Source organism: Nostoc sp. WHI (genome assembly GCF_015714725.1).
GTDB lineage: Bacteria > Cyanobacteriota > Cyanobacteriia > Cyanobacteriales > Nostocaceae > Nostoc.
Genome location: NZ_WBKM01000206.1, coordinates 13,106 through 33,361, shown reverse-complemented (window position 1 = coordinate 33,361; position 20,256 = coordinate 13,106). Strand labels below are relative to the sequence as shown.

The window sequence follows — 20,256 nt, the reverse complement described above, 5'->3', positions numbered from 1 at the left end:
TCACTAATGACCAATGACTAATGACAACTGACTAATGACAAATTAAAATCTTTCGCCAATACCAAAATTAATCCGGCTATCACCGTCATCGTTGATACCATAGTCAATCCGAATTGGCCCCAGTGGAGACTGGACGCGAACGCCGACACCATAGCCGAAACCACTGCCGTTTTTGTTCAGTATTTCAGCTGCTCTGGTAGTAGTTCCCAGATCACTGCCGACATCAAAAAATAGTGCACCGCTCACTACTGAAAAAACTGGGAACCGATATTCAACAGATGCCTGTACATAACTGCGTCCACTGCTCAATGCTCCTTCTTCATAACCCCGAACGGAGTTGCTACCGCCAATGGTAAAGGCTTCGTAGGGAGGCAAGTCACCAACGATGGTTCCGGCTTGTAAGTTAAATGCTAAGGTTTGCGCCCCCTTGCTGAGACTAATAAGCTTGATGGGTAAATATTGGCTGTAGCTACCCCGCAATCGGGTGAGAAAAATGTTACCTAGTCCTATAGGGACTGACTGATCGACTCCAAACCGGAGATAAGAACCGCTAGTAGGTTGCAGGGGGTTATTACGGAGATCGCGCTGTGCCCCCAGTTGCAACAGTAGTAAATCGTCTTGACCCGTGTTAGAGAAGCTAAGAGGAATTTCATCACTGGTGCGGTTACCATTATCGTCAAACACCGCTCCTGTTTCTCTGAGATTGCCATCAGCATCACGGGCGGAAACTCGTTGATACTGTAAACCGGCTGAGGCTGTCCATACGGAACTTTTGTAGGGATTGGCGGACAGGGGACGGGTAAAAGTGACACCACCACCTAGACGGAGAATGCGCGGGCGATCCTGAGAATCTGTATTAGTGAGATTATCTGGGTTGAAGGTTCTAATATCTTCATCTTTGCCATCAAAAATCAACGAAATGGAACTGCGGCGAAAAAGATTGGTTGTGTAGGAAGTCCGGTAAGGATCTCCGGCAATCCAGGGGTCGGTAAACCGCACGTCAAACAGGAGTTCTCGTTCTCCCACCTGTACTTCTGCACCCAGTTTTTGATTCCTGCCATTCAGGTTTTGCTGTTGATAGCTAACTGTGCCAAAAAGTCCGCTAGCAGAACTAATCCCTGCCCCAGCCGCAATAGAACCACTGCTGCGTTCAGCTACATTCACTACTACATCCACCTTGCTGGGGTCAGTACCAGGGTCAAGGGAGACATTTACATCTTCAAATAGTCCCAATCCATATACCCGCTGTAGGTCTTTTTGCACCGTGTTGCGGTTGAATACTTGTCCTGGCTTTAATTCCAATTCTCGTGTGATGATGTAAGGCTGTGTCCGTCCCCGAATCGGTTGTCCTTTCTCGTCTGTCTCCTGACCATCTTTATTACGGAACCGGACTCTGATATTCTCTACCACCCCTTCTGCTACTTGCAAAGTAACAACTCCGTTTTCAGAGACTTTGGGCGCTCCAATTACGTTTGCTAGCGCGTAACCTTGGTCTTGATAACGCTTGTTTAACTGCTTGATGGCTTCTTGCAAGTCACGCAAGTTGAGGATTTTGCCATACTGCTCGCGAAAGACTTCATCTACAGTGTTAGGTGGTAGTACGGAGGGAACACCAGTGCCGGGATTGGCTTGGACTTCGACCTTTGTGAGGACGGGGTTGGGCTGCACAACAAAGCTCACTCGCACTCCCAAGGGAGTATCTTCTGGCGCTGCTTGGACGTTGGAGAAGAAACCAGTACCAAAGATGGCGTTAATATCTTCTTGCAGTTGGCTGCGGGTTGTCGTTCGTCCTGGTTGGGTACGGATTACTTTGTAAACTTGGTCTTCTAGTTCTGGTGATAGTTGCCCAGCCTGTGATCTAACTAATACTTCCGACACCAGCACGCGGGGGTCATTTGCTTCTGGGATTGCATTGGGTTCAGTATTTCCCGGTGTTGTTGGCGGGTTAGCATTCTGCGGACTGGGAGTAGCGTCTGGGCTTGGGGTAGGTGTTCGTTGCTGACTATCTGGGAATGGAATGTCTGGAGCGGAAGATGGTTCTGGAGTTGTCGGTAATACTGGTTCGGTTGTCGGTGGATTGACATTTTCTGGGACTGGAGTAGTCTCAGGAGTTGGGGTAGGTGTTCGTTGCTGACTATCTGGGAATGGAATGTCTGGAGCGGGAGATGGCTGTTGAGTAGGGCTGGGATTTATTTGAGGGGTTTGTGCAGTTTTTGGTGCTGTGGAGGTTGGTACTATTACCTCTGAAGTTGCGTAGGCGTAGCCCGCCGCAGGCATCGCTGCTGGATTGGTAGGGTAAACTGCAACAACGCGGGATTGAAGATGTTCTGCCTCTGCAACCCCTGTGAAATTAGGTCGAGATTCTAGATTTTCACTAGAGTCACCCTGACTAGTGTCTTTTTCTGGCTGCTGATTTGTTCCTAATGTCAAAACTTCTGTTGTCTGTTTTAAACTGTTGGCGGTTTGTGCATTTGCACTTAGTGAGCCACCCAATGGGACTGTTATTGCTACTACTGCCAGCAATACGGGAGATAAACGCATTTTACTTATGATTCCTCTTCACGACCACACACACCATCACAAGGCAATAATGCCCTTATACCAAAGGTAAAACTCAAAACATAATTTTTTTCTTTTGCTTTTTTACTTTACAAGGCAAAAGGTAAAAGGCAAAAGTCAAATATAATTCCTTCTTAACTTTTGGTTTCTACTTGTTTAGCTTGTCGTTTCTACTGCTTTTAGCACTCGTTGTAAAACCTCCTGGTAGGCATCCTCTATGTTCCCTAAGTCCCGGCGAAAGCGGTCTTTGTCCATTACCCGGCGGTTTAAGTCCTCTTCTGCAATATCCCACAAACGGCAGGTGTCGGGGCTAATTTCATCTGCCAAGAGCAACTGCTGTTGTGAGTCCAAACCAAACTCTAGTTTGAAATCTACTAGGGTAATGCCGCACCTCTGCCAAAAGTTACCAAGAAATTCGTTGATTTCCAATGCTAGATGTGTAATTGCGTCCACTTGTTCCAAAGTTGCTAATTCTAGTAGGTAAAGGCGATCGCTTGTCAATAAAGGATCTCCCAATGGATCATTTTTGTAATAAAACTCAACCAAAGGCTTTTTCAGAACCTTACCCAGTGGTAACCCTGTTTGCTGACACAGACTGCCAGCAGCAATATTTCTGACAACTACTTCTAAGGGTAAAATCTTTACTGCCTTTACCCGCATCTGATTCGGGGCAGGGCTGTCGATAAAGTGAGTCTTTATACCATTTGCCTCCAACTGTTTAAAAAGTTGGCTGGAAATACTACAATTAATCATTCCTTTCCCTTGGATGCTGCCACGCTTTTGGGCGTTAAACGCCGTGGCGTCGTCCTTAAAATCCGCCAACAAGACTTCTGGATCGTCCGTTGTGTAAAGAATTTTCGCTTTGCCTTCGTATAACTTGGAATTAACAGACATGGTGGCAGGTAAGTTCTAGGCGATGGACAAAAGTTGTCCTTTGAGGCTTCACCATTTTATCTTTAGTTTTTAACTATTAGCCATTGATGATTATTGAAGAGGATGCGGGGACACGGTTAATTGGGTAAAGAGGAAGATTTTCCCCTCTACCCTACTTAATCCTTTACCTCTTTTTGGGCACTGATCAGTAGAAAGTTGCTAAAGATTCAGTTGTAAATCTCTAACTTTTATATGAGGACAATTAACTTTGTGCATAGTGTGTTTGCCTAAGTAGTTTGACCTCAAAAAATTAGTAATTATTTTTGCACAAATAATTACTAACACATACGGATATGCTTTAATAGCTTGTAGCTCAGGGTTTCAACTGAAGTTAATTACAATCTGAACTTCATAAATTAAGATGAGATAAATTGACAACTGGGAGGAAAGTCAAACATTCTCTCTAGTCCCTTAGTATAAACTTTTTTTGTAACATTTACAGTTAAGTATTTCAAGCTTAGTCCTCTAGTCAGAAAATCTGAAGCAACAATTCCCGTATAAATAATTGTAAAAGGAATTCGATGATTCGATTTGCCGTAGTCTGACGAAAGTAAAGATCAGGGTAGCTAGTGATTCAGCTTTAGAAATTAAAACAGAAGGGGAGTTGAATAAATTGGAGAACAAAATAGTGAATAAGGATGATTTTCTCTACCCTCGTGGTCGCTACTACGGTCAGGTAAAGCCAGAAAACTTGGTTTTTAATGCGAATCTACAGGAATTTGCCCAACGAGTAAGCTACATTTGCAATTTAGAAACAGGTGGAAAAATGCCTCCAGGTCAAGCTTACGAACAAATAAAGGATTTATGGAAACAGTTGAAACGCTCAAAAAAAGAGCTAAGAATTGGCGAAGACCCGTTTCAGGATGACCAGGGGGAGGTTGAAGGTTGAAGGTTGAAGGAGCAGGGAGCAGGGGAGCAGGGGGAGAAGAATTAATAACCCATGCCCAATGCTCCATGACTATTTAGTAAGCATTGTCCAAATACCATCCCAGGACTTTGGGGGCGGGGCTTGTTGGTAATTACGCGCCCGTTCTAGGTGGATATCAACAGCTTGATCTTGGGGTTGGATGCATTTGGCGGCTTGAAAAGAGGCGATCGCTTGTGAGAAGTTGCGCGATAAATAAGCTATTCGTCCAGTATGATAATGAAATAAAAACTCTTGAGTGTTGGCATCAAGGGGAGTAGTGCGATCGCCAATTAGCTCGTAAATATTCACTGCCTGGTGCTTGCCTTTAACGCGAATTTTATCTAACTGGCGTACCCAAATGCGATCGCTGCACAATTGGTAAGTAAATTCACTCAAGAGAATATCACAACCATATTCTTTAGTTACCGCTTCCAAGCGCGAACTCAAATTTACACTATCCCCAATTACGGTGTAATCCATGCGTTTGCGGGAACCAATATTACCCGAAACCACATCGCCAGAACTAATCCCAATGCCAATACGAATTTGTGGCTGCGCTTCGATAATTCGCCTCTGATTAAATTCCTCTAAGCGGCGTCTCATGTCTAAGGCTGATTGCACTGCCTTCCAAGCATGATTTTCTGTAAGTGGTAATGGTGCACCAAATACTGCCATTAAGGCATCACCAATAAATTTATCGAGAGTGCCTTCATAGTTAAAAACCGCCTCCACCATCGTTTCAAAATACTGATTGAGCAGCAATACCACCTCAGCTGCACCGAGATTTTCGGTAAGTGTTGTGTAACCTCGAATATCAGAAAACAAGATGGTTACTTCCTTCCGCTCACCCACCATTAAAGCATCTTCCCCCAGTGCCATAACTTGTTCAGCTACATGAGGCGTTAGGTAGCGGGACATGGTAGTTTTCATCCGTTTTTCCTGAGTGATGTCTTCCAACACCACCAAACCACCTCTGACACTGCCTTCTGGGTTAGTTAGGGGATTAACAGTGAGATTGATACTGCGTTCTAATTTTTGCACCTGATCAGAGGTGAGAAACTCAGATTGGGGAGTGAGGGGTAGATTCCAGGCAATGAAAACATCGGGGTTGGTGCGATCGCGTACTGCTAAAATTGAATGCTGAGTCCTGAGTCTTGAGTATTGAGTCTCACTTTTAACTTCTAACTCCTCACTCATAACTTGATATAGTCCCACTATCAAACTTTGCTCTGGAACATAATGTTTAGCTCCAGTTTTTAAACTATCTTCTAGTCGCATTTGGAGATTTTCAATCGGCACAACTTCCCAAACTAGGCGGCCAATCAAATTTTGTTCCCACAAAAGCTTGTTGTTTTTGCTATTAGCGTCTGTTCTCGGACAACCCAGCAACTCCAGTGCCGCATCATTAATCGTAACAATCCGTCCTGCCATATCTGTAGAAATTACTGCATCTGACAGACTTTGTAAAATGTCTTTTTGATACTGTTTTTCTATCAGCACATTTTCAAACAGGCGAGCATTTTCTAAAGCAACTCCCGCCTGAATATTAAAAGCCCGCATAAATTCTTCATCAGAAGCAGTAAAACTGCTTTGTTGCTTATTAATTAATTGCGTGACCCCAATCAATTCATTTGCAGAATTAAATACTGGCAAACATAGGATATTGCGAGTTATATATCCAGTTTTTCTATCTGTAGTCGGGTCAAAGCGGGGGTCTTTGTAGGCATCGGAGATATTTAGGGCTTCACCAGTGGAAGCCACATAGCCAGCAATGCCACGGTTAGCGGGAACGCGGATTTCGATCAAGCTTGTGCCATCCACCGTCGCTACCTTTGTCCAGAGTTCGCTGATCTCTTTACGATACAAAAACAGCGTACTACGGTCTGCTTGCATTAAAATTCGAGCTTGCTCCATGACTATCTGCAAAGTTGCTTCTAAATCCAGACTTTGCCCCAATGTCTGAGTTGCCCGTAACAAAGCTGTTACACCTCTTTGATTGCGAGCTGCTACATAGAAAGATTGACAAGTTTCCAGGATAATCCCAATAGAAGCGGCAAAGTCTCGAAAACGTTCTTCATCATCATGATTAAACGGAATATTCCCAGTTTTATTAGCGAGTTGCACTACCGCTACAGTCTGGTTTTTGCTACTGATAACAGGCATACATAAAATATTGTGGATTTTGTAGCCCATTTGTTTTTCAAGTTCTGGGCTAAATAGGGGGTGAGTATAAGTTTCAGATATATTTAGATATTGACCTGTACTAGCAACATGACCAGGAATACCCACTGTGATGGGAGTACGAATTTCTAAGAATTTTTGGGTATTATCTTGGGGAACTTTTGACCACAGTTGACCTTTGTCATAGTCAACTAAAAAAATAGCTGTATGTTCTGCTTGGAGAATTTGACCAATTTTGAGTGTGATAGCTTCTAGCACCTTTTCCAACATAGTTTCTAGAGCTTCATTATTGATTAGTTCAATGGCTCTGAGAAATTGCTGGAACTCGGCGGTTATGAAGTCGAGTAAGCAAACAAATTCATTAACAGATAAGTCTTTAACGCGACCTAGTAAGGCGTGAGTGCGATTAACTTGAGTAAGTTCAGTTAATGTAGCCAAGACGCTGCCAGGATTGGGGAGTGTCATGGAGATTTTAGATTTTAGATTTTAGATTTTAGATTTTGGGGATTGAGAGGTTTGAGGTTCTGAGCTTCATTAATAGACCTCTTGCATAAATAATTTTTTGTCTCACGCAAAGGCGCAAAGGCGCAAAGAAGAAGTTGAAAAGAAGGAATTTTGCAAGAAGTCTAATGAGTCTTTGAGGGAGATGAACGAGTCTCTAGTTACCCTTGTCTTTTACTTCCTACTCCCCAATTTTGCCAAATGTTCAGAAAATATCATCTTTTGATAGTAATTTTGTAGCTGACAGGTGGCAGCTGCCCAACCCCAACTTTCTGCTTCCCGGCGAGCATTTTGACGAATGATGTCTCGTTGTCGTTTTTGTTGTAGGAGGCGGACAGTAGCTGCGATCGCTCCTTGAACGTCTGCTGTTGGCTCAAAAAGATATCCATTTATCCCATCTGTCACAATATCGGGAATTCCTCCAGAACGAGCTGCTACAACCGGACAGCCAGCAGCCATCGCTTCTAGTAGTACTAAGCCTAGTGTTTCTGTACGGGAGGGAAAGATAAAGGCATCAGCGCTAGCAAAGGCAGAGCCTAACTCTTGCCCCATGAGATACCCAACAAAATAAGTGTTTGTGCCAGCAAAGTGTTTTTCCAGTGTTTGACGGTGGGGGCCATCCCCAACCAATGCTAACCGCGCTTGGGGAATTGCCTCTAAAATTGGTTTGATGCGTTCAATTTCTTTTTCAGCCGAAAGCCGCCCGACGTAAAGTAACAAGGGACTTTCTGGATGATTTTGTGATAGTTGCGATCGCATCTCTACACTAGCCAAATCGGGGTGAAATAGTTCCGTATCCACGCCACGCTGCCACAAATCTACCCGTTCAATACCATGTGCTGTCAGTTCCTCCACCATTGCTGTGGAGGTACACAGATTCAAAGCTGCTTGATTATGAGCGCCTTTGAGCAGTTCCCAAAGAAAACCTTCCAGCATCCCCAAGCCGTAATGCTGAAGATATTGGGGTAAATGGGTATGATAAGACGCTACTAAGGGGATTTTGAGGATTTTACTATAAAATATCCCAGATAAACCCAAAACTGCTGGATTTACGACATGAATAATATCTGGCTTAAACTCTTCTAAAGCGTACCCAATGGCTGGGCGGGGAAGTGCCATTTTCAATTCTGGATACAATGGCAGAGGAAAGCCAGTAACGCCGTAAACTTTAGCGCCTTTGTGTTCTGTGATGCCTCCATCAGGGGCAATTACCAGCACTTGATTACCATTGCGCTGTAGATGATCAATAGTATGGCGCAGGCGCGTTACAATGCCATCAACCTTGGGCAAGAAGGTTTCGGTAAATAGGGCAATTCTCATATAAAACTATTTAGTACAGGCAGATAATCTCAGCTTAGAGTGCATTTTGCTATTAAATCCAGAGTAAACTGTCTCGCGTGCTGTAATCAATTCTGCACAGTCAAAATAACTATGGTAAAAGCAAATTTAATAAGCTGTTACGCATTTAATTTGTACATTTACCTGATGACTGATGACTGAAAACACGTCAACAGTCAACAACATCAAAAGTGTTTATATAGTTTAGACGCGCATCAGCTTAATAACTGGACGATACGCAGGGTAAATAATAACTAATTGGTCGTCATATTGTGCTAAGACATGACGACCAGTGTTAAACCCACGATTTACTGGGGTTTACCCTAAGTTCTATGCCAAGAGACTTTAGGCAGAATTTGTTTGTGATCAACTCGTTTCTGATACTTGATGGCAAAGTTTAACAGAGAATCGAGTAAAGAATCAGAAAGCAAGTGAGGCTGTAAACCTAAATCGAGCAATTTAGTGTTTTTAGCGTTGAAGTAATGTTCTTCTTTCTCGACTCTAGGATTATCTAGGTGATTGATTTCTACCTTCAATCCCATAGCGTTACCGGCTTTTTTCACCATCAATGCGATGTCGCCGACGCTGAATTGTTCGGTAAATTGGTTAAATACGCGGAATTCAGCAGCTTCGGCAGGGTTAGCGATCGCTAATTCCACACATCGGACTGTATCCCGAATATCCAAAAATCCGCGAGTTTGCCCACCTTTACCGTAGACGGTTAAGGGGTGTGCGATCGCAGCTTGAATGCAAAAGCGGTTCAGTGCTGTACCAAACACGCCATCGTAATCCAGCCGATTAATCAATAATTCGTCCATCCCCGTTTCTTCGGTTAAGACACCATAAACCACACCCTGATTTAAATCCGTTGCCCGCAATCCCCAAATCCGGCAAGCAAAGTGGATGTTATGACTATCATGGACTTTGCTTAAATGGTACATTGAACCAGGCTGCTTGGGATAAGGCAGGGTATCCTTGCGTCCATTGTGTTCAATGGTGATGTACCCTTCTTCGATGTCGATGTTGGGTGTACCGTATTCACCCATCGTCCCCAACTTCACCAAATGACAGTCTGGGAAATCTTCCCGCATGGCATACAGTAAGTTCAACGTACCAACTACGTTATTTACCTGGGTGATAACTGCGTGTTCACGATCAATCATCGAAAATGGAGCCGAACGCTGTTCACCAAAATGCACTAAAGCGTTTGGCTGAAATTGATGTAACGCTTTGTTGAGAAACTCGTAATTAGTAATATCGCCGATGAACAGGTCGATAGATTTACCTGTCAAATCTTGCCAGCGCTGGAGACGTTGCTGAATTAGTGCGATCGGGGTGAGAGTTTCAACACCCAGTTCATTATCCCAGTGCCGCCGCACCAAACTATCTAAAATTCCAACTTCATAACCTCGATTGGAAAGGTAAAGAGCAGTTGCCCAACCGCAATACCCATCGCCACCAATAACCAGGACTTTCATCTTAACCAGTTTTTACTCGCTGATAGCTAAATCTATCAGGTTTATGTCCCTATTAATTATTATTCTGAGGGAGATGTGGATTTTGGGGGACAAGGGGGACAAGGAAAATAACCATGCCCAATGCCCAATGCCCAATGCCCGATATTTCAAGACTTTGAAATCCGATACTGCTGGGCAATGTAATAAAACAAACGATAGTAATCTTGAAATTCTTGGCTCTTGCTTCGTCCCTGCCAAGAGTATTTCACTTGATTCTGAGTTATTGTCAATGTCATCGAACCTACTCGTTGATCAACTTCTACAACCATCATCCCAGATACTCCTTGAGCAGTCTGAAAGTTGGGATTTATTTTTTTTACAGACGAATTTGGTAGCTGATGACTTGCCCACCCCCGAATTTCTACGGTGTTATCCAGTGGTGAAATAAACGTCATTCCATCAGCATTTTCTGGGGCTGCTAAAGAAATCCAGTTACTTGGATATGGAAATTCAAAGCCATAACGCGAGTTGCTATAAGTTTTCCAGGCGATCGCTCCAGCATTAAAATCAAATGCAGTACAACCCCACAGAATTATAAACAGGGCAATGGCTCCGCTAACGCTGGCGGGAAACCGATAAATTCTTCGCCCCAACAATGCCTTCGCCAATTTACGAGTTATTCCCGAATCGGGAAACTGCTGGATAAACTGCACCAGAAGAGCGTTCATTAAAAATTTAATATTTTTTCAGGATATTTACGATTCTCTTTTGAGTTCCCGGTAGAAGAACTTAGAGTAAGTGCTTTATAACACAATTTATGTACAGTGTATCTCAGACAGCCGACGAGCTAACTTTGGAGCTTTTTCACTTCCAAACCAACACATCTTTACAATTTCCACCGAATCTTTCTGTGATTTCCATCGGTAAGCCAAACGACCAAAAACCACCAGACATTGATGTTTCTGGCTTACCAGATTCGGATGTGGCATCTCGCATCCACGCGCAAATTTGGGTAAATGGGGATGAATACCATATCACCGATTTGGGCAGTTCTAATGGTACATATATTAACGGTGTAAAACTTCAACCTCAAGTTTTTTCTCCCCTGCATCCGGGAGACAGAGTTTCCCTTGGGCAGGGAGACAAAATAACTTTTATGTTTAGGGTGCAGCAACACTCTGCATCTGCCACAAAAAATCCTACACCAAACTCCGCGCCAACAAAAATTACAGCGCCTGCGATCGCTAAAGAAGAGAAAGATCAAGTAGTCCTTGCCAGTAAGCTTATTGGCTTAGGATTAATCCTCGCAGGGATTACATTTTTAAGTACAAGCATTTATATCAGTGTTTATTTACGTAGCACACCTGGAATTTTGCTGTGTATGGGAGGTGTAGTAGCTCTGAATTGGGGTGGGGGCAATAATCGGAAACTGGGATGGGTGTTGATTGGCATCGGAATTGCTCTATTTATTGCCAGTGGTGTTGTAATCGGCTCAGTTTCTCTTTTTTCAATGCTGGTGTCATTCGCTGGCATCTCCTGTGGATATCAGTTGTTTACAACCGGAAAGGTGTTCAACTTTAATCCGCTTACGCTCCAAATAATGAAAAAATAAGCCAAGTCAACTCCTTCTCTGCGAGACGCTACGCGAACGGGGAATTCAAAAAAATTCAAATCCCCATAAATAAATTTAGGGGTTTGTATGCTTTCCTCCTTCGGTCAGGCAATCATTAGCTTTATTGTTGATTTAGCGATCGCCAATTAACGTCTAGGTTTCAAGTTTTGAGTTCCTAAGATCCTGATTAATTCTGAGAGGTTCGTAATGAGGGATTTAATCGCCCAATTAAACAGCATTTTACCTCAAAATGTAAACAAATGTAACGAAATTGCCATTAAAACGTTTTGCAGTCTTGACAACCAATAAAAGAACCGATAACTTGATATACATACCCGGGTAAGACCGTTAAAGAGTTATATGCAAACGCCAACTAAGCAAAAGGTCACTTTGTATTTATCGCCAGAGTTGCACAGAAAACTGAAGATTCGTTCAGCAGTCGATTCCGAACCAATGTCAGAACTAGCCGAGCGTGCCCTCGTTTTTTACCTATCTAATTCAGAATTGGTTGACGAGGTAGAAGATTCTACTTATGGGCGGACTCATAGAGTTTATTCATGCCCAACTTGTGATAGTTCACTAGTCTTACGTGATGGCGAACTGGTTACTTTGGGCAATCAACCAGGAGTAGTTGGTCAACAACATCTTTCTATTGATGAAATGGATGAAGATGAAACCCATTCCAAGGGTGAGGAAGAGTTAGTTCCTTGCTAGATAGGAATTATGAATTATTCATGATTCGGTTATCTTTACCAGAAGCAATGTCTCTACTGTCTCTATAAGGTCTCAAGTAGGTCGAAGTATGAAAGAAGAGCTCAATATCCTAATTCAAGCTCAATACCCTTTAATCTACCTTGTGACCTCCGAGGAAGAGCGGGCTGAGTTAGCAGTTTCTACCATCGCCCAGTTGTTAAAGCCCCAGCGTCGAGTATTTATTTGGACAGTAACACACGGGATTGTGGAGTATGGTCAACCCCGGAATGTCACCCAACATAATACCGTGTCTCCAGAGGCGGCGATCGAGTGGATCATCCGGCAGAAAGAACCAAGTATATTTATTCTTAAAGATTTACATCCATTTATAGATGCGCCTGCAACCAACAGATCGTTGCGCGATGCGATCGCCAGCTTCAAAGGTACGCAAAAGAACATCATTTTGATGTCGCCGATGCAGCAAGTGCCCATAGAACTGGAAAAGGAAGTTGTAGTTCTTGATTTTACATTGCCAGATATGGCTGAGTTGAATAAAGTACTTACTTCTCATACAGAGCAAAACCGTGGTCGGCGACTGACAACAGAAGCCAGAGAAAAGCTTCTCAGAGCAGCTTTGGGTTTAACTAAAGATGAAGCTGAGAAAGTCTATCGGAAGGCACAGGTAACTACAGGGCGTTTGACGGAAGATGAAGTAGATATTGTTTTATCTGAGAAAAAGCAACTAATTCGGCGCAATGGCATCTTAGAATACATCGAAGAAGATGAAACCATTGATGCTGTAGGTGGCTTAGAAGAGTTAAAAAGATGGCTCAAACAACGCTCCAACGCCTTTACAGAAAGAGCGAGAGAGTATGGTTTGCCTCAACCAAAGGGGATGTTAATTCTCGGAGTTCCCGGTTGTGGTAAGTCGTTAATTGCTAAAACTACTTCCCGGCTGTGGGGTTTACCACTGTTGCGGTTGGATATGGGGCGAGTCTACGACGGCTCAATGGTGGGACGAAGTGAGGCAAATCTGCGAAACGCCCTGAAAACAGCAGAATCTATTTCCCCAGCGATTTTGTTTATCGATGAATTGGATAAATCCTTTGCTGGTAGTGGAGGTTCGTCTGATTCTGATGGGGGGACTTCCAGTAGAATCTTCGGCTCTTTCCTCACATGGATGCAAGATAAGAAATCACCAGTGTTTGTGATGGCAACTGCCAACAGAGTAGAACGCTTACCTGGCGAATTTTTGAGGAAAGGACGCTTTGATGAAATTTTCTTTGTGGATCTGCCAACACCTGAAGAACGCCAGCAGATTTTCAATATTCACCTGACGAAACGCCGTGAAGACATCTCTCGATTCGATCTTGAGCAACTAGCCAAGATGTCTGATGGCTTTTCTGGGGCAGAAGTTGAGCAAGCGATCGTTGCGGCAATGTATGAAGCTTTTGCCCAAGATCGGGAGTTCACCCAACTAGATATTATTGCTGCACTGAAGGCAACATTGCCGCTGTCTCGAACGATGCAAGAACAAGTAACGGCTCTGAGAGATTGGGCCAGACAGCGCGCACGCCCCGCAGCATCCTCCGTAGCTGAATATCAGCGAATGGAGTTTTAAAAGCTTTCCTCTGCCATCCCAGGGGGAAAGGCTAGCTCTGAATGCTAGCAGTTATAAGAAAAGCCGCATCCTGTTAAGCGCGGCTTCGACCAAAACAAACCGTTGTCGTTTTTCTCAATCTTCTCACTGGAGGAAACCCAAATGTCTCACTTTAGCACCCTGCGTACCAAAATCACCGATGCCGAAATCCTCAAGGCTTCCTTGCGCGACCTCGGTATCAGCGTAAAGACTGAAGCTGATGTCCGTGGTTATAACGGTCAGCGTGTCCGTTCTGACATCGTTGCGATGTTGGATGGCGAATATGACCTCGGCTGGTCTCGCAACAGCGATGGTTCTTTTGACCTAATTGCTGACTTGTGGGGAGTTGCTAAGAAGCACAATCAAACCGAGTTGATCAACTCTATCAACCAAAAGTATGCAGTTAACAAAACTTTGGCTGAAGTAAAACAACGCGGTCTGCAAAACGCTAACGTGAAGTTGGTATTGCAATAACAATTCCTCTGCGCGTTCCCAAAGCTGCACGGGTTAACCATCTAAATAGCGGTTAACCCGCTTTTTTATCGGGACTGAGATTTATTTCTCAGTCCCGATTTTTATAAGGGCTATTTTGCGTTTGAGCTACACGCATAATCCAGTTGGGCGATTAAGGATTCTTCTAGTTCGGCTTCGGGTTGGGTGGTCATAATTCACTCAAGACTGTAAGGATTTATAATTTTAACTGGTGTCAGTTTAAAATCATCAACATTGCGGGTAACTAAAGTTAATTTATAATGATGTGCTGTTGCGGCAATCAGACTATCCATTACGGCTAATTTTTTACCTTTCAATTCTGAAGAAGCAGAAAATTTTGCCCAATTATCTAAAATATCATCGTTTATCGGTAAAATATGAGAAGAAAATTCAGTTTCTACTTTTTGCAGCCATATTTTTAGTTTTTGATATAGTTCAGGTTGTGAGTCTTTGATCTTATAAATCCCTTTTTTTATTTCAGCGATGGTAATACTACTTAAAAACAGTTGTTCAATCGGTTGCTGATTAAACCATTGACTAACTTGGGGGTTGGGAGCTTTTTTAACAAACTCAGACATTACACAGGTGTCTATTAGATAAGTCATAGTTCAAAATTCCTGCCTGTGTCTCTATCACGTTCAAACAACGAGGCGATATCATCTTCGGCAGATTCGTCGTCTATAAAACGTAGTCGCTCAAACAAAGGCAGGTCTTTTTTTTGCTGCTGCAAGTAATTGGATAATATTTTAATGACTGCTTCCTGTGGATTTTCATAGTGACTGAGTGCGATAATTTCATTAATTAGTTCATCATCTATTGTGATAATGGTCATCATTTTGTCCTCGGTTGTGTTAAATAAAATTTATGCAATATGAATGATTTTGTTAATTAGTCTAGTCAATACTAATTTAAAATTAGTAATTTTATTTCATCGTACTAACATTGATGTGTTCAGCATGACAATCAGGCTTATTTTTAATTAACTTAAGAAGTTCTGCTTTATGTCGAAGCAACCATTCAGGATTGTTACTAGGGTACAAATATATGTTGTAAGTGTAAGTATATACCTCCCAATCAATTTTGGAAACTGCTTTGCAATGATAAAAGAAGTTAACTACTCTTGTTAGAGTATTTATAGGCTTTTCACGATCTGATATAAATGATAAATCAAGATTTTGTTGAGTAATCAATTTTGTTGTATTACACCTAAAATCAATTTCATGCTGGCCTTTACATCTATTGCAAGTAACACACAGAGTTTGTGAGTTTTCTTTAGATGTTTCACCACCCATAGAAAACGGTTTAATATGATCGATTTGTAATTTACCTTTGGTATTGACTCCACAACATAGACAAGTATACCCGTCTCGTTTTTTAACTTCTTCTTTTTCTACTTCGTTTAGTTCTATTATTTCTGGTGGAATAATCTCAGATGGAGTAATTTTACCTTCAGGCTTAGGATTAATAATGTTTCTAATTGCTGCATCAACAGCTGTTTCAAATCGAATCAAGCTTTTGTAAAAAACTTTCCACAATGTTTCGGGCTGAGAAAACTCCTTGTCTAAATATTCGTATTTTAAGCGAGATGAAAAATCAATTACTTTATAAGCAATTTTATCTAAGTCATAGGTTTCTCTTTGCTCAAATGAATGGTATTCTGGTGCAGATTGATATGGATCTTGAGCAATGTGGCGAACAATTTTAATTAAATCTGGCTCAAGCTTTTGTCCAATATCATCAGTTTTGCGGTCGAAACATTTATTTATCCATTTTTCAACTTTAGGCTGCATCAATTCATCATCAAGATATTCTTTAGACGATTCATCTAGTAAGTTTGCGGAAAGAATGAATTTAATAAAATCCTTAAATTTATCTTTCGTATGTTCATATACCATCACAAATTCAGTAGATGCTTCCGTTGATTTATGCTTATTGTCAGCGTTAGGATATACAATTTCAGTTTTATACCATCCAATAGGACATATTTTTTTGTATTCTATTCGATAATCTCCACCAGTCACAATTGACTTCGATAATTCTTCGATTAGACGAATTGATATATATTCCAGTGGATAATGTCCTATTACAACAGGTTTTGTATCATCAATTGTTTCACCAGCTTTTGGGTCTGCCCAATCAATTAAACGTTTCCATTCATCGAAGAATAAAACTATATTTGCCTCACTGCTACCTCCTACTTTTTTACCCCTTAATGCTCTACCAATCATTTGAGTCATTAAGATAGAGCTTGTTGTTTGGCGAGTAATAAATACTGTCTGAACATTAGGAACATCAACACCCTCTGTTAGCATTCGTACATTGATTAAAACATCAAGCTTACCATCTCTAAATTCCTCCATAATCCTTTGATTATCACTTTGAGTACGTTTATTTCTCGCCTCCGCAGAACCTGGATCAGCATCTATATGTGAATAAATTGCGTCTACTCTAATCTCCTTTTCAAGAAGCTTGCCCTTTTCGATAAGCTTTTCTTTTATATAGACGCATTGAAACCAACGGTCAGCAAAGATAATGGTTTTCCCATAAGCTTCTTTATTTGATGCATAAGTATCTACTATGAAATTGTTTCTGTGTTTATCAGTTGCAAGCTTGTTAATAATTGATTCTGGGAGGTCTTTATGTTGTTTAACTAACCGATCATATAATCCGTCATCAACTTCCAATTCTTTCCCAGTTGAAACTTCAATATACTTAGGTCTAGCTAAAATTTCTTGTAATATTAAACTTTCTTTTTTAGCTTCATAAATAATTTCATTCTCAAATATTTTCCAAAGCCAACCCCTTCTAGCCCTATCATTATAAGTTGGTGTAGCTGTTAGACCTAACAGATGTAATCCTGGGACTAAACCGCGAAGCCCTAAAGCAGAACTTTTTTCACCAATTAATAAGTTTCTGCAACCATAGGCTGGTGAATGATGAGCTTCATCGACTACTACAAAAAGTCCTGTTTCTTTACAACTATCAATAAATTTCTTGAACGCTGTTTCAACTTTATGACCAGAGTTGTCTTTACCATCAGTATGTAAATAATTGATAGCTGTTTGTATTGTCATGATGACAATATCATCAGTTAGTTGTATTGATGATGCTTTCGCATGAGAAGGATTGCTAGAAAAGCACCGAATCTTTAACGTTTTCTTCGGCTCTGGAATATTTGTGGCACTATTTTTAAAAGTAGCTAATGCTTGATCCAACAGGTAAAATGAAGGAGCTAACCAAAGAATCTTAATATTTTTAGGGATTACATGATCACATAACCATCTGACAGCCGTAAATGTCTTGCCAGCACCCGTAGGAAGTACTAAAATTCCACTACCCGGTTTTTCACTGCCAAATTTAAATGTTTGACTCAGGGCTTCAAATGCCTCAATTTGATGCTGGAAGGGTGTTTTAGAGTGGTGGTTAGCAGATTGATCTCTTAATTTATCAAGATTGATGGGTTCGTACATAATGGTGTTGTCCGATTCGGTTTTTATCTAGTGATAATAATTTGACCACTAGGTTAGTTTGCCCATAATGTATGTTTAAACCTCATCTTTTGAAATTTTTACTAACAAACTTGACTTAAATCTAAAACAAACCCAGGTAGTAACGCTTCGCTGCACAGTGTCTTAAATTAGATTCTTCAGTTTTTGTTACTGTGAAACACATAATTACTAATTGCAAGTGAGAATAGAGAGAAGTATTTACAAGAGCTATGAGTACCCAAATTATCATTACCCTTCCAGACGAGATTTACCAACGTGCAGAACGCTTTGCACGGTTGGCAAATCGTGATGTTGCCAGTATTTTAGTAGATACCATTCAACTTTCAATTCCGCCTGTCAGTGGGGACATTACCGACCTTGAGCCTGTATTTGCCCTTTCTGATGAACAAGTCCTGGTGCTGACTGAATTGCAAATGGAATCGGCACAGGATGCACGATTAAGTGAACTACTCGATCGCCAACAATCAGGGACTCTTACTGAAAACGATCGCTTAGAGTTACAAACCCTGATGCAGGTATATCAAGAAGGACTTTTAAGAAAAGCCACTGCGTTGAGCGAAGCTGTCAAACGTGGGTTGATTGAACCCTTAAGCTAGTGAGCCAGATTGTTAACAATCATGGTGAGTGAGGGTGCTGAAGCGAATTGGTAAAATTTATTTCTATAGAAGCAGTGCGACGGGGAACTAGGTAAATTAAAAAAGGCTGTTTTGCAGCATTACCTAATGCTAAAACTTCGCGTAAGTTTTCGCTGTGAGCAATTATTCCATTTGCATTGTAAGCAATATATTGATTTTTATATTAAGTCTAATAACATCTGGCGGTTACGATTTAACCACTTGAACATTTCATCTGTTTCGCTTTTAGAGGGTGTTGTGTTCATATATTTTGAGTACGTTCTTAGTTCTTCTGCTTCGTGGTTTACCACCCTTGATTATTTCGTTGATCATTACCATTACAATGGTTTTGCTGTTGACTTATATTGTCATGCCTAGAGTTAGCCGTTTGTTGAGCTTCTGGCTATATCTTAAATTACGAAAAGTTTAGCGATTGAAATTACTCTAACTCAACTCTATTAATCAAGAGTGATTGGGTTGCTTTCAATCCTCAGCTATATTAACCAACAGCGAACTCGGTAAATTGTCGTTTAAAGGGGGAATGAAAAGCCAAAACGATGTCTTTTTTGGGTATACCTCGACTAATAAGTTCATTGGCGATACCTCCTTCAGTACCATCGTGTTGAATCCAAATTTTTTCGTTTTTAATATCTAGATGCAAAACACAGCCATATACACGGCGCTTATTTGACCACCCCGCGTTGACAACTTGGTAGCGATCGCGTTCTCTATCAAAAATAACTTCTGCTTCGACTTCTTCGTTGCTGGCTTTAATTTCGCTGTAAGCTAGCAACAGTTCTTGAATAAGTTGACGGTACTGTTCTACTTTTGCCATTTTACGATCGCCTCCTCTTCTGGGTCGAAAACAATCAGCCGAACTTGGTAGCGTTGGATTAATAAGTTTGGCAGTTCTAAAGTAAAAAAAGAACGATAGGTGTCTAAAGGAACTGCTAAATATAAAAGTCTCTCAGGTTGTTCTTCTTCAAGTGCTAATTGATATTTGAGATACTGTCCTAGAGCAGTACTAAATTCAGTTGTAGTAGATGGAGCAACAAAGCTTTTAACTTCAACCGCAATTTTTTCTTGATTTCGTTCAGCTGCTAAAACTTTCTCTGCACCGAGGTCGATGTACATATCCAAACCACCAAAACGGAGGAAAAGCGGGTCGTTAGTGATGAGCCAACCCTCTTTCTCTAAAGCTCGTCTTACTGCATCATGGAATATGTCTTTCGCTGGCATAGATTCCTAGCATTTTTATTTGATCATGCTTTGAGTGTAACTGTTTTAGCTCTTTGTATAAACACTGGTATTGTATCTAGATTAGCCTTTTTCGGTACTATAAAACTAGCTTACTGCCTACCAAACTTGATTTAAATCAAAAATAAAACCAGGTAGCAACGTTTCACCGCAAAGGGTTTTAGGATTATTTAAAACTTCAATAGCAGTATTAGAACGATAAATAAAAACTTGGCGTTGTTTTCTATTAATTAACCAACCGATTTATATGTCATTATCAATATACTCTTGCATTTTATCTTGCAAAACTTGCAAGCGATCGCCTACGGTGGTCACTGAGCCTTGCCGTTGGCGCAGCCTCTCGCAGAGAAGTGCGGTAAACTACGCTCTCAGAACGCAATTAAATCACAAACTCAGGACAAAAGGTGGATCTTTAAGGACTACGCACCTTAACCAAGCCTTGCCTTGCCGCAGATGCAGAAGTAGGTAATAAACACAAAAAGCGAGGGAATAATACTCCCTCGCTTTAAAAAAATCTGTACAGTTCATTGGTGACAGGTTAAGGTCATCAAGTATTTGTCACTA

The 20,256-nt window shown here is 41.4% G+C and carries 18 protein-coding genes and 1 pseudogene; 7 read left to right on the top strand and 12 right to left on the bottom strand.

What is annotated here, in order from left to right:
- Nucleotides 1-42: 42 nt before the first annotated feature.
- Entirely contained in the window at nucleotides 43-2,541 is a 2,499-nt protein-coding gene (locus F8S12_RS20365; protein ID WP_196517897.1) for a BamA/TamA family outer membrane protein, read from the bottom strand.
- Between the two features lie 174 nt (nucleotides 2,542-2,715).
- Nucleotides 2,716-3,453 (bottom strand): phosphoribosylaminoimidazolesuccinocarboxamide synthase, encoded by a 738-nt coding sequence (gene purC, locus F8S12_RS20360; RefSeq protein WP_196517896.1) that lies wholly within the window; start codon nucleotides 3,451-3,453, stop codon nucleotides 2,716-2,718.
- Between the two features lie 664 nt (nucleotides 3,454-4,117).
- Here purC and F8S12_RS20355 point away from each other — a divergent pair.
- Nucleotides 4,118-4,381, top strand: coding sequence for a DUF7219 family protein (locus tag F8S12_RS20355; RefSeq protein WP_331001420.1), 264 nt, complete (start codon nucleotides 4,118-4,120; stop codon nucleotides 4,379-4,381).
- 69 nt (nucleotides 4,382-4,450) lie between these two features.
- On the opposite strand, the gene F8S12_RS20350 is transcribed toward F8S12_RS20355, so the two are convergent.
- The 4 genes from F8S12_RS20350 to F8S12_RS20335 all read right to left on the bottom strand — a co-directional run bounded on the left by F8S12_RS20350 (nucleotide 4,451) and on the right by F8S12_RS20335 (nucleotide 10,604).
- Complete coding sequence (locus tag F8S12_RS20350; RefSeq protein WP_196517894.1) at nucleotides 4,451-7,045, bottom strand: GAF domain-containing protein; 2,595 nt, start codon at nucleotides 7,043-7,045, stop codon at nucleotides 4,451-4,453.
- Nucleotides 7,046-7,255: 210 nt separating this feature from the next.
- Entirely contained in the window at nucleotides 7,256-8,401 is a 1,146-nt protein-coding gene (locus F8S12_RS20345) for a glycosyltransferase family 4 protein (protein WP_196517893.1), read from the bottom strand.
- Between the two features lie 341 nt (nucleotides 8,402-8,742).
- Nucleotides 8,743-9,897, bottom strand: coding sequence for an NAD-dependent epimerase/dehydratase family protein (locus tag F8S12_RS20340; protein ID WP_196517892.1), 1,155 nt, complete (start codon nucleotides 9,895-9,897; stop codon nucleotides 8,743-8,745).
- Nucleotides 9,898-10,043: 146 nt separating this feature from the next.
- On the bottom strand, nucleotides 10,044-10,604 hold the full coding sequence (locus tag F8S12_RS20335) for a hypothetical protein (RefSeq protein WP_230968153.1): 561 nt from the start codon (nucleotides 10,602-10,604) through the stop codon (nucleotides 10,044-10,046).
- An 89-nt stretch (nucleotides 10,605-10,693) separates the two neighbouring features.
- Here F8S12_RS20335 and F8S12_RS20330 point away from each other — a divergent pair, with 89 nt between their 5' ends.
- The 4 genes from F8S12_RS20330 (at nucleotide 10,694) to F8S12_RS20315 (ending at nucleotide 14,294) form a co-directional block, all read left to right on the top strand.
- On the top strand, nucleotides 10,694-11,488 hold the full coding sequence (locus F8S12_RS20330; RefSeq protein ID WP_196517891.1) for an FHA domain-containing protein: 795 nt from the start codon (nucleotides 10,694-10,696) through the stop codon (nucleotides 11,486-11,488).
- Nucleotides 11,489-11,848: 360 nt separating this feature from the next.
- Nucleotides 11,849-12,202 carry a hypothetical protein gene (locus F8S12_RS20325; protein ID WP_196517890.1) on the top strand — a complete coding sequence of 118 codons (354 nt, stop codon included), beginning with the start codon at nucleotides 11,849-11,851 and terminating at the stop codon, nucleotides 12,200-12,202.
- An 88-nt stretch (nucleotides 12,203-12,290) separates the two neighbouring features.
- Complete coding sequence (gene ycf46 / locus F8S12_RS20320; RefSeq protein ID WP_196517889.1) at nucleotides 12,291-13,802, top strand: stress-responsive protein Ycf46; 1,512 nt, start codon at nucleotides 12,291-12,293, stop codon at nucleotides 13,800-13,802.
- 141 nt (nucleotides 13,803-13,943) lie between these two features.
- Nucleotides 13,944-14,294: a DUF1257 domain-containing protein gene (locus F8S12_RS20315; protein ID WP_012407317.1), complete on the top strand. Its 351-nt coding sequence runs from the start codon at nucleotides 13,944-13,946 to the stop codon at nucleotides 14,292-14,294.
- Between the two features lie 194 nt (nucleotides 14,295-14,488).
- On the opposite strand, the gene F8S12_RS20310 is transcribed toward F8S12_RS20315, so the two are convergent.
- From F8S12_RS20310 to F8S12_RS20300, 3 genes are all read right to left on the bottom strand, one after another.
- The gene (locus tag F8S12_RS20310; RefSeq protein WP_196517888.1) at nucleotides 14,489-14,917 is read right to left on the bottom strand and encodes a type II toxin-antitoxin system VapC family toxin; all 429 of its coding nucleotides are present in this window, start codon (nucleotides 14,915-14,917) and stop codon (nucleotides 14,489-14,491) included.
- Nucleotides 14,914-15,147: a type II toxin-antitoxin system VapB family antitoxin gene (locus F8S12_RS20305; RefSeq protein ID WP_230968152.1), complete on the bottom strand. Its 234-nt coding sequence runs from the start codon at nucleotides 15,145-15,147 to the stop codon at nucleotides 14,914-14,916. Before F8S12_RS20305 ends, F8S12_RS20310 begins: the two co-directional genes overlap by 4 nt.
- Nucleotides 15,148-15,235: 88 nt before the next feature.
- The gene (locus F8S12_RS20300) at nucleotides 15,236-17,782 is read right to left on the bottom strand and encodes a DEAD/DEAH box helicase family protein (protein WP_230968151.1); all 2,547 of its coding nucleotides are present in this window, start codon (nucleotides 17,780-17,782) and stop codon (nucleotides 15,236-15,238) included.
- A gap of 248 nt (nucleotides 17,783-18,030) precedes the next feature.
- Between F8S12_RS20300 and F8S12_RS20295 the strand changes: the two genes are divergently transcribed.
- The gene (locus F8S12_RS20295; RefSeq protein WP_196517887.1) at nucleotides 18,031-18,417 is read left to right on the top strand and encodes a hypothetical protein; all 387 of its coding nucleotides are present in this window, start codon (nucleotides 18,031-18,033) and stop codon (nucleotides 18,415-18,417) included.
- A gap of 19 nt (nucleotides 18,418-18,436) precedes the next feature.
- Here the strand turns inward: F8S12_RS20295 and F8S12_RS40790 are convergent, their stop codons facing one another.
- The gene (locus tag F8S12_RS40790; protein WP_331001419.1) at nucleotides 18,437-18,580 is read right to left on the bottom strand and encodes a hypothetical protein; all 144 of its coding nucleotides are present in this window, start codon (nucleotides 18,578-18,580) and stop codon (nucleotides 18,437-18,439) included.
- Between the two features lie 123 nt (nucleotides 18,581-18,703).
- Here F8S12_RS40790 and F8S12_RS40785 point away from each other — a divergent pair.
- Nucleotides 18,704-18,865 (top strand): annotated as a pseudogene (locus F8S12_RS40785) (antibiotic biosynthesis monooxygenase); the annotation flags it as partial.
- Between the two features lie 69 nt (nucleotides 18,866-18,934).
- Here the strand turns inward: F8S12_RS40785 and F8S12_RS20290 are convergent.
- Together F8S12_RS20290 and F8S12_RS20285 are read right to left on the bottom strand one after the other, a co-directional pair.
- Nucleotides 18,935-19,270, bottom strand: a complete 336-nt coding sequence (locus tag F8S12_RS20290) for a XisI protein (protein WP_196517886.1) — start codon at nucleotides 19,268-19,270, stop codon at nucleotides 18,935-18,937.
- Nucleotides 19,258-19,674: a XisH family protein gene (locus F8S12_RS20285; RefSeq protein WP_196517885.1), complete on the bottom strand. Its 417-nt coding sequence runs from the start codon at nucleotides 19,672-19,674 to the stop codon at nucleotides 19,258-19,260. Before F8S12_RS20285 ends, F8S12_RS20290 begins: the two co-directional genes overlap by 13 nt.
- Nucleotides 19,675-20,256 lie beyond the last annotated feature (582 nt).